The 13639-nt window shown below is 35.9% G+C and carries 12 protein-coding genes and 3 pseudogenes; 13 read left to right on the top strand and 2 right to left on the bottom strand.

Annotated features, from left to right (window positions below):
- Positions 1-461: 461 nt before the first annotated feature.
- The gene (locus F6K13_RS03325; RefSeq protein WP_124146067.1) at positions 462-1319 is read left to right on the top strand and encodes an EI24 domain-containing protein; all 858 of its coding nucleotides are present in this window, start codon (positions 462-464) and stop codon (positions 1317-1319) included.
- A 61-nt stretch (positions 1320-1380) separates the two neighbouring features.
- Here the strand turns inward: F6K13_RS03325 and F6K13_RS03320 are convergent, their stop codons facing one another.
- Complete coding sequence (locus tag F6K13_RS03320; protein WP_124146066.1) at positions 1381-1713, bottom strand: hypothetical protein; 333 nt, start codon at positions 1711-1713, stop codon at positions 1381-1383.
- A gap of 267 nt (positions 1714-1980) precedes the next feature.
- Here F6K13_RS03320 and F6K13_RS03315 point away from each other — a divergent pair, with 267 nt between their 5' ends.
- On the top strand, positions 1981-2313 hold the full coding sequence (locus F6K13_RS03315; protein ID WP_240039071.1) for a helix-turn-helix domain-containing protein: 333 nt from the start codon (positions 1981-1983) through the stop codon (positions 2311-2313).
- A 343-nt stretch (positions 2314-2656) separates the two neighbouring features.
- A pseudogene (locus F6K13_RS03310) lies at positions 2657-3587 on the top strand (RNA-guided endonuclease InsQ/TnpB family protein); the annotation flags it as partial.
- 47 nt (positions 3588-3634) lie between these two features.
- Here F6K13_RS03310 and F6K13_RS03305 read toward each other — a convergent pair.
- Positions 3635-4594 carry an orange carotenoid protein N-terminal domain-containing protein gene (locus tag F6K13_RS03305; protein WP_124146065.1) on the bottom strand — a complete coding sequence of 320 codons (960 nt, stop codon included), beginning with the start codon at positions 4592-4594 and terminating at the stop codon, positions 3635-3637.
- A 222-nt stretch (positions 4595-4816) separates the two neighbouring features.
- Between F6K13_RS03305 and sodN the strand changes: the two genes are divergently transcribed.
- The 10 genes and pseudogenes from sodN to F6K13_RS03255 all read left to right on the top strand — a co-directional run.
- Positions 4817-5275, top strand: coding sequence for a superoxide dismutase, Ni (gene sodN / locus F6K13_RS03300; RefSeq protein WP_124146064.1), 459 nt, complete (start codon positions 4817-4819; stop codon positions 5273-5275).
- A 31-nt stretch (positions 5276-5306) separates the two neighbouring features.
- Complete coding sequence (sodX, locus tag F6K13_RS03295) at positions 5307-5672, top strand: nickel-type superoxide dismutase maturation protease (RefSeq protein ID WP_205127450.1); 366 nt, start codon at positions 5307-5309, stop codon at positions 5670-5672.
- Positions 5673-6723: 1051 nt separating this feature from the next.
- A pseudogene (locus tag F6K13_RS03290) lies at positions 6724-7548 on the top strand (IS630 family transposase); the annotation flags it as partial.
- A gap of 65 nt (positions 7549-7613) precedes the next feature.
- On the top strand, positions 7614-7748 hold the full coding sequence (locus tag F6K13_RS03285) for a hypothetical protein (RefSeq protein ID WP_275670408.1): 135 nt from the start codon (positions 7614-7616) through the stop codon (positions 7746-7748).
- A gap of 241 nt (positions 7749-7989) precedes the next feature.
- Positions 7990-9582, top strand: a complete 1593-nt coding sequence (locus F6K13_RS03280) for an Hsp70 family protein (RefSeq protein ID WP_124154524.1) — start codon at positions 7990-7992, stop codon at positions 9580-9582.
- Between the two features lie 19 nt (positions 9583-9601).
- Complete coding sequence (locus tag F6K13_RS03275; protein ID WP_124146062.1) at positions 9602-9862, top strand: hypothetical protein; 261 nt, start codon at positions 9602-9604, stop codon at positions 9860-9862.
- A 36-nt stretch (positions 9863-9898) separates the two neighbouring features.
- Complete coding sequence (locus F6K13_RS03270) at positions 9899-10489, top strand: hypothetical protein (RefSeq protein ID WP_124146061.1); 591 nt, start codon at positions 9899-9901, stop codon at positions 10487-10489.
- 17 nt (positions 10490-10506) lie between these two features.
- Positions 10507-10791, top strand: a pseudogene (locus tag F6K13_RS03265) (Hsp70 family protein); the annotation flags it as partial.
- A 329-nt stretch (positions 10792-11120) separates the two neighbouring features.
- Entirely contained in the window at positions 11121-11534 is a 414-nt protein-coding gene (locus F6K13_RS03260; RefSeq protein WP_287286814.1) for a hypothetical protein, read from the top strand.
- A 727-nt stretch (positions 11535-12261) separates the two neighbouring features.
- On the top strand, positions 12262-13639 hold a 1378-nt coding region (locus F6K13_RS03255), incomplete at its 3' end, for a serine/threonine-protein kinase (protein WP_287286812.1).

Raw genomic sequence — 13639 nt, 5'->3', positions numbered from 1 at the left:
CTACTTAATCTTTTGTTCACAAACAACCTCTTATAGCTACTATAGCGTTGTGTACAGGCAACAGGCAACAGGCAACAGGCAATAGGGGGAATAAATTGCCGATAATATAAGACTTTTAGCTATTGGGCGCCTCCTGCAATTTGTAAATATACCAGCGCACACTGTTATAACTTCTAATACCAAGGATAAAAAAAGAATGTTACGAATAATAAGGGCTGCAAGGACGAATGGCCATTTGCTAACGCAGAGCTGCCGCTAACGTCCCTACTTTATAGGAGATACTTTTTGGACTAAAAAGATAAATTCATACCTAAAAACTGCCATTAAAGCCATTCATTCTGACTTGCTCTTCCTGAGTTCTCTTCCTGTGAGGGGTTAGGGGTGGGTTGACTCCTAAGAAATATCCTAAGCTATTTGTAGCAAAAATTTATCAATTTGGTATAACTACTCTCAATTAACTCATGGTAAAACAAAAAAAAATTAAGTCAATATTATCTATATTTGAGACTCCTATCGGATTATTCGCAGGGGCAACTTACCATTTTCGTGCTTTAACGATATTTCTCAAAAATCCAAAATTAATAGGTTATATAGTTGTGCCAATTTTGATTAATATCGTGGTAGGTATTCTTCTTTATCTTAGTTTACTCCTACCAGGAATTGATTTAATTAATACTATTTTTAAGAACTTATCTTTAAGCTTTGATGCTTTAATTGCTCAATTACCAACATGGTTAAACTTCTTAAGTTATATAGATAATATTTTATATAAACTTGTACAAGTTATTCTATTCGCAATATTATTGCTGATAATTGGATTTTTGTTAGTACAATTTGGAACTATTCTAGGTTCACCTTTTTATGGTCAACTTTCTGAACAATTAGAAAAAATTAGAACTGGAACATTGCCTGAAACTCCTCCAAGTTTATTAAACTCTCTCAGAGATATTTGGCGAGCAATACTCTTTGAGTTAAAAAAAGTTGGATTACTTTTAGTAATAGGTTTACCGATATTGCTGCTCAACTTTCTCCCTGGAGGTTCTTTAATCGCAACTATTGGTGGTATAACTTTAACAACTTCCATTGTTTGTCTTGACTTTTTTGATGGATTTTTGGAGAGAAGAAAATTAAAATTTCGACAGAAGTTAACAGTAGTGCGTCGTAGTTTACCAGCAAGCGCCACTTTTGGGTTAATTTGTCAAGGTTTAATTACCATTCCTATAGTTAACTTTTTAGGTATTCCACTATGTGTCGCTGCAGGGACTTTATTTTGTTGCGATCGCGTCTTACCAAATTTACTGCCAGACAATCAAGCTTAAAGAGTGCGGGTCTAGATGGAACAGCAGTTCATTTCACAACCCGCCCTTGATTTAGATTATATTAGATAATGCGGGTCATGGCAGATACTTTTGTAATCTTTTCTTTATCCAAGCCTTCCAGCTCTCCAAGCTTTAACCATCCCTCTTTTACTAAGCCAGCTAGAGCAAAAATTACAGTTGCATTTCTGGAGTCATACTTGCCATCTAGATCGTATCTTCTGGCACTGAGAAAATCATGTAGATACCATAAATCATCAAATTCTTGAATTCCACTTGCTTGCTGGCGCACTGTTGTGATTAAGGCATTGATTTCTCGTTCTTTAGCTTTTTCTAAAGCTGCTTGGGCAATATTTTCTTCTGTTATAGACCACTGAGTATTAGTAAGTTGCATCATCCTTTTTATTTTCTTAAAAATCTATGTGTGATTATGATTTTTTATGTAGTTGTTAATAGTAGCATATATAATCTAATTCAGTAGCTAGATAAAATAAAATTTATATTAATTTACAAGGCAATTTTATTAAATCCTAACAAAAAAAAGAGTGTTCTGTTTGAAATGGAGCTTTGAGGACTCCCGGTATAATCTCCCATTTACCAGGAGATGAATTGCAAAACAAACAATGAGCAGTCCATTGAGATAGAACTATGAAACAATAGAAATATGCTCACACTAACCTACGAATTTAAGTTAATCCCTTCTCCAGAACAGGTGGCCATTATAGAAGATATGCTGGTAGTCTGTAGAAAAGTTTGGAATTATGCCTTAAGAGAGCGAAAAGACTGGATTAACAGTAGGAAATGTGCAGTTAACTGTTGTTCATTGCATCAAGAGTACGTTATTCCTACGGATACACCTTACCCTAACTACAATAGACAAGGGATCAACTTAACAAAAGCAAAAAAAACTAACCCAGAGCTGAAAAGAACAAATGCTCAAGTCTTACAGCAAGTTCTCAAGAATTTAGCTAAATCGCCGATTCATCTCACGCCATAATCACAGATTATGGCGTGAGATGAATCGGCGGTAAATTAATGGGACTCGATGTCCCATTAATTTACAAACTTTTATATTATCATTGAACTATGCTGGTTTGAGCTAATCGCCGCCAGTAATGAACCATGAAAATTTAATAGGATATGGGGTTATTGGCCCGAATTCCTAGTCAACTGTGGGAAAACGTAAAATCTTATTCCGGAACTAGGTGAGCAGTTTTTTATGTGCAAAAAGAGCGGTGGGGCATCTAGTTCTTAAAGCTCGTGGAGTCCGACGGGATACCGGGACTGTGAAACGAGAAGCCCACACTATACCGTCAGGTTAGTGTGGGAGTATGTCACAAAGAGCATTTAACAACATGAAACAGCAGGGTTATGACTTTCCTTGTTTTAAGAACAAGTACAGAATGAGGTCCTTTGTCTTCCCTCAGTTCAAAAATAATCCCATCTCCAACGAGTATATAAAACTACCTCAAATTGGATTAGTTCCGATGAGATTATCTAGACCAATACCAGAAGGATTTAAACTGAAACAGGTTAGGGTTGTCAGACGAGCAAGTGGGTATTTTGTCATGTTATCTGTACAAAGTCCTGTGAGTATTCCGGATCCCCCTGCTTCTGGACACCCGTTAGGGATTGATATTGGACTTGATAAATTTTTAGCAACAACTGAATTGTGAATTGATTGAACGTCCAAAGTTTTTAACCAAACTACAAAGCGAGTTGACATTACTGCAACGTAGGTTAAAGTTAAAATCTAAGCCTTCAGTGAATCGATATAAACTTAACCAAAAGATAGCAAGACTTCATCAAAAAATATCAGATACTCGAAAAGACTTTCACTTTAAATTAGCTCATCATTTATGCGACCAAGCAGGAATGATATTTGTGGAAGACCTAGACTTTAGATGCTAGGCCAAAGGAATGTTAGGTAAACATACTTTAGATGCTGGGTTTGGTCAGTTTTTCAATATTTTGGCTTGGGTATGCAGAAAACGAGGGGTTTATTTTGGCCAGATAGACTACAGATATACCAGTCAAATTTGTCCAAATTGTGGAGCGCATACAGGTAAAAAAGACCTGCCTGAGCGCGAACATAAATGCCCTCAATGCGAATACGAAATAAACCGTGATGTGGCAGCAGCAAAAGTGATTTGTCATCGAGGTGTTATTGCGGTCGGGCAGATCGTGGAGCAAATTGACTGTCTAGGCGTACTGTCGGGGACTGGCAACAGTCTAGATAAGTGCCACTCAAGCAGTAAGCCTAAATCGTGAGGTTTGGGAATCTCCCATTATAATCTTTGATTTAATGGGAGAGAATGTCAACGAGCCAAATTTAACAACTCCTTGGCAGATGCCAATAAGTCGATCGCTACAAAGAAAATTTTACCTTCAGGATTGAGTAAAAATCTCCAAGCAATATTCATACCTACACCAGCTCCAAACCAAGGAGTTTGGCATTTACCAGTAACCTTAATCTGAGTATAACCATCCTCAGCAGGTTCAGAAATTCCTTGCTCTGGGATTAACTTGAGGTTCTGACATTCTTCTTGGAAAAATCGCAAAACGGCATCTTTGCCCACAATTGGTCTACGGAAAGGAGGTTGTAGGCCACCGTCAGGAGTGAATAACTCAATCAATGCATTAAAGTCATTGGCATTCAAGTTATTCATGTAATTCAAGATAGTAGGATTATCAACACCTTGAATCGTAACTTTAGTTCGCTCTGCCATATTCTTTGGAGCAACTACAGGTTCAGAAACTCGGGTATAGTTGCCCAAATTTTTAACATCAAAACCCATATCAATCACAGAATTTCTCAAAACTGTGATTTGCTGACCAGAATCTAATCCTTGAATAGTTCCCAATACGGCTGAAGCATTAGCAGAAAGCTGATAACCCTTTGGTATAGGAGCAACAAGTCCCTGATTCATCCATTCTCCAAGTTGATACCAAAAACCCAACTTGATATTGGGAGACCAGGTGGCATATGTCCGACACATTGGAGTATCGGAGCGGTTAGCCAGGTCACACATGACTTGGGTCTGCTCCTGGAAGCTCATTTGTTTAATTTCATTCATAGTTATTTCTGCAAGCTGCATATTGGCAGCTCCTAGAGCAGCAATTGTGATTGTTTTGCCCATTTCTAGGTAGGCGAACCAAATGAGAGCTAGTTGGTCTTCTGCACTTAGCTGATTGAAGCGAGCTATAGTGGCTGGCACTATGTCAGCTGATAAGGTGTTGGGAAAGATATTGCGAGCTGTATCAATTGAAAATGGCATAGGTTTATCTTGATAAAGGAATCAAAAATTAAAAATCAGAAATACCCACACTTTTGATTTAAACTAGGGTAGGTGGGGATTATCGGAAATTTATAAATACCCACACTTTTGATTTAAACTAGGGTAGGTGGAAATTATTAGGAAAATTCTTCCTTCTGAACCACTATTTCATCGTAACATTACTTTACATTTTTTATACAGATAGTAATATCTTAGAAAACTATGCTCAACAGAATTGCTTCTCAGATTAGAAAGTCCTTCCCAGCACCAGAAGTTAGTGCTCACTGCGATGGCCCTTGTGGTGTTTATGACCCCGCTTCTGCTCGCATTTATGCTGAGGCAGTGGTGTCTATGACTAAGAAAATTCTAGACCTTGACCCAAAAGCAGGAGACCATAAGACTGCTAATACTCTTTCTCGCTATATTGCTATTAAGGAAGAGCAGGCTCAGAAGACTAAAGAAGATTTGCTCATCCTCTGGACTGATTATTTTAAGCCCGTGCATTTAGAAAAGTATCCAGACCTCCACGATACTTTCTGGAAAGCTGCTAAACTTTGCTCTGCTTGTAAAGTGGAAGTTAATTTGGATCATGCTAATGAATTATTAGCTGCTGTGGAGAAAATCCATAATATGTTCTGGGCTACTAAGGAACGTGAGGTAACTTGGTACAAGGCTAGCTAATTTTTTTTAGTTTGAGGTGGTAGGCAAAAAGTTGATACAAACAAGCGATAATAAAGAATTATTGTTATGGTTGTTGAGATTGCGTCAACGCTTTTGTGTTACAGGGGTGTCGATGTTTCCTCTACTCAAACCAGGGGAGGATATTCTTGTTGACACTAAAGCCTACCGCCACTGTTTACCTGAAATAGATGATTTGGTGGTGGCTAAACATCCCCATCGCCAAGATTTGAAAATAATTAAACGGGTTGCCTTTGTTGATGAAAATGGCGACTGTTTTTTGGTGGGAGAAAATAGGGAAGAAAGTAGTGATAGTCGTTCTTTCGGTTTTGTAAGTTCCCAACAAATAATTGGTAGAGTTACTAGCAAGTTTCCTGAGTGGGACTTAAACAAAACTTAGGCAAAAAATCGCATCAAATCGATACAGCACAGGGAGAGCTTTTTTAGGGCTTTGATATTTTGATCTTTTCTAAATTGACTTTTCACAACGAATTCTGGGGTTGCACATTATGGAATGATACTGCCAAAAAGAGGTTTAGACTTTGACTAAAAAAACCTAATATTAATTATTCTAGCAATTATCAAATCCAAAATCAAATTCAATCAAAAATATCAAATCATTCGCCACTGTGCAACGCCCGAATTCTACCCAAAAAGTCACTTTATAGCGGAGAAAATGTCTCTTCTGTCAATTTCAGAGAGGACGATTGCCAAAACTGTTACAGGACTAAAAATATATAGTTGCTCTAGTTTGAGTTTGGAAGCTATTAGATTATATCATATATTTTTAACTATGTCAAACCATTGTTAGAGCAACTGATGAAAATTAGTTCATCATCGTTGAAGAAATATAAGGTAATTCCTTAAAAAACAACGAAATAATCATGGTTTTGGGCTGAAAAATCTCATTAGGTTATAAACACCCTTGGATTATTCTTTGTTAATTCTATCATGGAAAGGCTGAAACTATTGAAACTCCGTTAGCTAATTTAGGCTTTTTTTGATGTTTTTTGTCAGAGGTTGATGACAAAGTTGAAAATTTTAAAATTAGAAGCTGAGATTGATAATTAAAACTTTTCAGATAGCGATCGCTGAACTAAGGAATGAGGATTAAATAAAATACAGAAATTAAAGAGTTGCAAACCTTGATGAAGCTAAAATTTCATTATGGAGGCGTTTATATGAATTTGATGGAGAAAGAAAAGTTTATGACTTTGAGGATAAATATGGGTATATTGGAACTTTAGAATTAGTCTACCCTACCAATTTAATACTACCTATCTTATTTTTTTTCATCCTTTGTATTTTCTGGATAGGATTAAGGAAACTGGCTTCAGAAGCAAACTAGACAGTTTTGCAGTTTAGACTAATTGTAGTTAGTGGTACTTACACATTTTCTGGTCAAAAAATGCCTGTTTGCGTAGCATTCCGCAGGAAGAGTCTGTCTGCATAAAGGTTACTTAAAGGCTGAAGAAAAAGAGAGAACAATTGATTAGTTGAGAGAACAAGATTATCTGAGATTATCAGAGTTGCAAAACTATTTACAGAACCAATATAACGTCGTTTTTGAGTCCTATCAGAGTTATTATAACTTACTCAAAGAGGCTGAAATAAGTTGGAAAAAAATTCAAAAAAATCATCCAGCTAAAAATGATGAATAAGTGAAAGCAAAAAAAAAGAAATAGAGGATAAATTGGCAAAATGGCAACCGGAAATAGAAGCGGGAAACCAAGCAGTGTTTATAATTGACGAATGTCATCTGCTATGGGGGGATGTATTAGGTTATGCTTGGGGAAAAACAGATAAAAGAATAGAAATTACGATGAAAAATTAAAAGGAAAGACAGACTTATTATTGAGCTTTAGACTACCAAACAAAGGAATTTATAGTTCAATAGTATCAAAGTGGAAATACTGAAAATACCATAGAGTTTATCAAATATTTGCAACGGCAAAGAACGGGAAAAAGATTGGCAATATTTTGGGATGCCACAACTTATTATAATTATCGAGAATTTCGAGAATATTTGATAAAAATTAATCAAGATTTACAAGAAGAGGAATGGTTGATAAATTGTACAAAATTTACCCCGAATGCCCCGGAGCAAAACCCTGTTGAAGAGATTTGGTTACAAGTCAAAAAATTCATCAGACAGTTTGATCATCTTTGTAGTTCTTTGAAAATAGTTAAGTGGCTATTTAAGTTTTTTGCGCTATGGTCAAATATTCGATTTTCCCAAACTTTTTCAGTATGGAATTTTGCCACAACCAATTTAGGATTGCTATATATAAAAGAAGATGAATCGCTATTTTAGTCAGTGAATATTTAGCCCAATTACCTGGTGGTTAAGATTGATTTGAAGGTAATTAGTAGTTACCTCATTAGACATCTCCAAAAATCAAAATTGAAGAAGGAGACAGGAGACAGGAGACAGGAGACAGGAGGAAAATTACATGGGGATTCTAACCCCAAGTAATTTTGAACACCGTGTAGACGGTGGGGTATTAAACCCACAAAGAAAATGATAAAATCAATTATCGTACAGAAATTATCAATTATTCCCCTCCACCGGAGGGGGAGGGGCGAGGGGTGGGTTCCCTATTCCCTATTCCCTATTCCCTCATTTGGTGGAGATGTCTATTCTTGTTTGTGATTGATAAATCAAGCTATCCTCATTATAATTCTGAGTAATATGGCATATTAAATTGGATAGCTGAATGGCGATCGCGATAGACTTTGGAACAAGTAACACGGTAATCTCCCGTTGGAATCAAACAACTCAACAGCCTGAAATTGTTAAATTACCAGGTTTGTCAATTATTTCTGGACAAAATCCACCTCTAATTCCTAGTTTAGTTTATGTGGAAAATGCTGCTGAAAAGAAAGTAGTAATAGGTCAGCAAGTTAGAGATAAAGGTTACGATATTAATACAGACTCTCGATTTTTTCGGAATTTTAAACGGGGTATTGGCTCAGATATTAAAGGGTTTTTGCCTGAACTTGATGGTCAAATAGTTTCTTTTGAACAAGTAGGAGAGTTATTTTTACAAGAAGTTGTAGCTGGTATTCGGAAAGTGCCTTTGCCTGTAGAATCTTTAATTTTTACTGTTCCGGTAGATAGTTTTGAGGCTTATCGTAATTGGTTGGGTGAGGTTTGCCAGTCTCTACAGGTTGACCAAGTAAGAATGATTGATGAACCTACTGCCGCAGCTTTAGGTTATGCAATGAAAGAGGCAGAAATTTTATTGGTGGTTGATTTTGGTGGCGGAACTTTAGATTTATCTTTGGTGCGGTTGGATAATTCGATACAAAAACAACCTTTGGGTTTTATTCTGAAATGGGGTGAAAAATCTTTTGGTAAAAGTTCAAATCAAAAGCCAAAAATTGCCAGAGTTTTGGCAAAATCAGGACAGAATTTAGGGGGGTCGGATATTGATAATTGGTTAGTGGATTATTTTGTCAAAAATCAAGGTATTGAAAAGACTCCTTTAACTACTCGTTTGGCAGAAAAGTTAAAGATTCAATTGTCTTTACAACAGCAGGCAACGGAAGTTTATTTTGATGATGAAAATTTAGAAAGTTATGAGTTGGAATTAGGGCGAGATGGCTTTGAGGAAATTCTCAAGGAAAAGGGATTTTTTGTCAGTCTTGATAATTCCATGAATCAGGTTTTACAGCAGGCAAAAAGACAAGGAATAGAATTATCAGAAATTGATGCTGTTTTATTGGTGGGAGGAACAGTACAAATACCAGCAGTTCAAAGGTGGGTAAAAGAATATTTTGATGCTGCAAAAATTCGTTGTGAAAAACCTTTTGAAGCAATTTCTCAGGGAGCATTGCAATTAACTCAAGGAGTTGAGGTTAAGGACTTTTTGTATCACAGTTATGGTATCCGCTATTGGGATAGAAGGAAAAATGCTCATAGTTGGCATCCTTTGATTAAGTCTGGTCAACCATATCCAATGAGTAATCCTGTGGAGTTGGTTTTGGGTGCTTCGGTGAATAGTCAACCCAGTATTGAATTAATTTTGGGAGAGTTAGGTGCTGAGTCTGGTGGGACAGAAGTTTATTTCGATGGCGATCGCCTAATTACTCGCAAAATATCAGGAGAGGAAACTTCAGTACAGCCTTTAAATGATAAAGAAGGAGGTCGTAATATTGCTCAATTAATTCCTCCCGGAAATCCTGGAAGCGATCGAATTAAGGTATTGTTTTGGGTGGATGAATCTAGATTTCTCAGAATAACAGTAGAGGATTTATTAACTAATGAAATTTTATTAAATGAGCAAGCTGTTGTGCAGTTGAGTTAATATATTTGTTGATGGTATTATGTTTAATTATCGTTTAGTATATGGTTATGGAGAAAATCTAGATAGAAAGAAAAAATATGTTATCTTTGGGGACTCCTATTCTCAATTTTTTGCTCCCCACCAAAGGTACAAAAACATAGAAGTTCATTTATATAAAATACCGGGAGCTCCAATGACAGGTTTTGGTAAGAGAGAATCTACCTTAAAAGTTGCCGATAAAATCAGACAAACAATTTATGAGCATCAAGATTTAGATTTACTAATTTTAAAGTTTGGTTAAGTAGATGTCGATCTAGGATATTATTACAGATTGGTTGTGAAGCAAGAAAATATAAAGTTTCTTGATTTTGCTGAGAAAGTAATCTCAATGTATTTTGATTTTATTAACAGTTTAGGATTAGAAAAAAGGCTAATTTATATTTTGGGTATTAATTTACCATCTATTTTTAGTCAGAAGAATGCACTTAGAAAAGTACATAGACAAATAACTCGTGCAGTTCAAAATAAAGAGAAAGTTAAAGAGCTAAAAAAATATTTATTCGACTGTCTACCTGATATATATGAAAGAACAAATAGAAGTATTATGTTTAATAAAATATTAAATAGTTTTTGTCAAAAAAATAATCTAGCTTATAGTGACTTTCTTCAAAAAACTCTAGATTTAGAAACAGGAATCTTAAAAAAAGAGTTTCATGTACCAGAGGACAATGACGATCATTTTATAAATAATCGTTATACATGGAAATTGTATGGGAGTAAGTTGCAATCGATTAGTTCAGAACAAGATAAAACTCGAGTAAAAACAGTACAATCATTACAAATGCAAGAATTGGAAAACAAATTAATCAAACTTAGAGAATGGGAATGTAAGTTAGAAGAGATTAAAGATAAATTGAAGCAAATATAATAGCATATTATAGAACTCTCTTAGGAGAATTGGAGGTTAAGTCTGGCGGCACAGAAGTTTATTTCGATGGCGATCGCCTAATTACTCGCAAAATATCTGGAGAACAAACAGTAGTAAAACCTTTAAATGACCGAGAGGGAGGTCGTAGTATTGCTCAATTAAATCCTCCCGGAAATCCTGGAAGCGATCGAATTAAGGTATTGTTTTGGGTCGATGAATCTAGATTTTTCAGAATAACAGTAGAAGATTTATTGAATAATGAAATTTTATTAAATGAGCAAGCTGTTGTGCAGTTGAGTTAGTGTCGCTACGCGGAAGTTAAAAGTCAAAAGTTAAAAGTCAAAAGTATTGATTTGTAATTGTTTTAGGATTTTGTAACCAGTTATTTCTGCCATCCTGCATTAGTATGTTTTTAGACAATAGACATCTCTATAAAAGAGGGGGTAGGGAGTAGGGGAAAATAATTGATAATTTCTGTAGGATAATTGCTTTAATTTTTAATTTTTGGAGATGTCTAATATATATGTAATTTTTGAGGAGGAAATAAAAAAAATTATATTTTATGAATGAAAGTAATTGTATCGAAGTTAATGGTATTAGCTTTAAAATTCTAGTGCCATAACAGGTATTAGTGCTTCCTAAAAAAGACCTAATTCAAAAACTTTCGGATATAGGAAAACATCTATCAACACGACCTTTACATCCGTCCCCAGGATATCCGGTGGAGATAGGAATTAGGATTACCAATAATAGCGATCGCCCTCTTTACTTTAGTTTTTATTTTGGATTATTTCCTGAGATTATTAGGGCTAAAGATGGTGCAAGTGTACCATTTGATATAGGGTGGTTGACCTCCGCTGCACCACTAAAATCTGATTTTATTTTAGCTATACCGGGAGAAAGTATCAGCTTTTTTCTTGATGCCAAAATCTGTTGGCTTTGTGGTAAAAACTATGGTTTTAGTACCTCATTTAGAGGTGAGAGATTACTTATTCAACCTCTCCATTCAGAACGGTATCAACTTCGGTTGATATATGAACATTAGAAAGATACTGAAGAATGCTATGACTTTCTTAACAAACAAACTTAAGTAATTGAAGGATTGTGGACGGGTCAAGTATTAACTCCATTTGTAGATATTTGCTTAGTCAATAACTAAGGTTGAAAAATTAGATTTTGACAGAAATAAACATCAAGTAATAACTTTATTTTTGGAAGTTAGGATACTCAAAGTAGAACAGTTTCCTTAAATGGATAGATAATAATGAGATTCCCTTCAATACCCATTAATAAGTTAAGCACAATGAAACCAGCAGAATCTTTTGACAATAATAATAATGAAGTAAATAACATACGCTTAACTGATACTAAAAACATTCCCTTGATAAAATTTCACTAATTTGCTTCTCCACCAGTTTTCTGACTTCCTTCTTCCTTCTACAAAAGCGATCGCGAATGCTACTTCACACAAAAACCAAGAAAAATTAATTTATGTTTAACTTAAGCCAATTCTGACAGAAACAACAATATAGTTGATAAAAAACTCTCAAAACTTATCTTGCCTATTCTTAAAAAGTGACAATAAATTGATAAACTCCAATAATCAAATTCAGTCAAAAATTCCTAAGCAAAATATAATCAATATAGCACTACGCAAATAGGTTAGGACATTTATAAATGCTCAAAGGTAGTCAGGGATTACTTCTGACTTCTGACTTCTGACTTTTGACTTGCGCGTAGCGCCATATTATCCTTAGCTAAAAATCATCGGCATGAGTCATTGCCTCAACCCCAACTGTCAAATTCCCCAAAACCCAGACTGGAATATATATTGTCAAAACTGTGGCTCAAAACTACTACTCAAAGACCGCTATCGTCCCCTTAACCTCATTGGACAAGGAGGTTTTGGCAGAACATTCTTAGCTATCGACGAAGACAAACCCTCCAAACCCTATTGCGTCATTAAACAATTTTTTCCAGCATCCCAAGGCACAAACAATATCAGCAAAGCTGCCGAACTCTTTGAAAAAGAAGCTACAAGATTAGACGAATTGGGCAGACATTCCCAAATCCCCGAATTAATGGCCCACTTCATCCAGGATGGGCGACAATACTTAGTGCAAGAATTCATCGCCGGACAAAATCTAGGCCAAGCTCTGGAAATCGAAGGACCTTACAATGAAGAGAAAATTAAAGCTTTACTCAATAATTTACTGCCAGTGTTGCAGTTTATCCACTCTCACAACGTTATTCACCGTGACATAAAACCAGACAATATTATTCGTCGTCAAAACAGTAACAGTCAGTTAGTATTAGTAGATTTTGGTGCTGCCAAATATGCTCTCGGAACGGCACTCTTGAAAACAGGTACCACTATTGGCACTCCGGAATACACCGCTCCAGAACAAAACCGAGGCAAAGCAGTATTTGCAAGTGACTTATATAGTTTGGGGGTGACTTGTTTACACCTTTTGACCAACGTTTCCCCTTTTGAGTTATTTGATGTGGGTGACGGTACTTGGGTGTGGCGACGTTATTTAAAGAGTAATTCTGTGAGCGAACAGTTGGGTTATGTTTTAGATAAACTGGTGGAAAATGCTATTAACCGTCGCTATCAGTCTGTTTACGAAGTCATCAAAACTTTAAATGCTAATACTCAAGTTAATTTGACTCATATTCAAGATAAAACTGCTATCCAAACTCCGGAAGTTACACCTGAACCCCTACCGACTCAAACTTGGAAATGTCTACATACTCTCACTGGTCATCAAAAATGGGTTTGCTCCGTTGCTTTTAGTCCTGATGACAATATTGTGGCGAGTGGGAGTGAGGATGAAACTGTTAAGTTGTGGCAAGTAGATAGTGGCAGAGAAATATTGACTCTGTTTGGACATTCGGGTTATGTCAACTCTGTTGCTTTTAGTCGGGATGGCACAATATTAGCTAGTGGGAGTGAAGACAAAACTATTAGACTTTGGGAAGTTAAGACGGGGAAACTTCTTTGTATTCTTGGTGACTGGAGTCTGGGAGAATATTTTGGTCATTCTAAGGGAGTAACGGCGATCGCTTTCAGTCCCGATGGCAAAATTTTGGCTAGCGCAAGTAAGGATAATAATATTAAAATTTGGCGACTTGGGGACGATATTTATA

The organism is Okeania sp. SIO2B9, from assembly GCF_010672505.1.
In the GTDB taxonomy this organism is placed as follows: Bacteria; Cyanobacteriota; Cyanobacteriia; order Cyanobacteriales; family Microcoleaceae; genus Okeania; species Okeania hirsuta.
This window is presented reverse-complemented; position numbering and strand designations above follow the sequence as displayed.

What these genes read in the sequence shown, in the direction of transcription:
- F6K13_RS03275 (WP_124146062.1), top strand. Translation starts at nt 9,602, where the DNA reads ATGTTTAATTATCGTTTAGTATATGGTTATGGAGAAAATCTAGATAGA.
- F6K13_RS03305 (WP_124146065.1), bottom strand. Translation starts at nt 4,594, where the DNA reads ATGCCATTTTCAATTGATACAGCTCGCAATATCTTTCCCAACACCTTA.
- F6K13_RS03325 (WP_124146067.1), top strand. Translation starts at nt 462, where the DNA reads ATGGTAAAACAAAAAAAAATTAAGTCAATATTATCTATATTTGAGACT.
- F6K13_RS03320 (WP_124146066.1), bottom strand. Translation starts at nt 1,713, where the DNA reads ATGATGCAACTTACTAATACTCAGTGGTCTATAACAGAAGAAAATATT.
- sodN (WP_124146064.1), top strand. Translation starts at nt 4,817, where the DNA reads ATGCTCAACAGAATTGCTTCTCAGATTAGAAAGTCCTTCCCAGCACCA.
- F6K13_RS03315 (WP_240039071.1), top strand. Translation starts at nt 1,981, where the DNA reads ATGCTCACACTAACCTACGAATTTAAGTTAATCCCTTCTCCAGAACAG.
- F6K13_RS03280 (WP_124154524.1), top strand. Translation starts at nt 7,990, where the DNA reads ATGGCGATCGCGATAGACTTTGGAACAAGTAACACGGTAATCTCCCGT.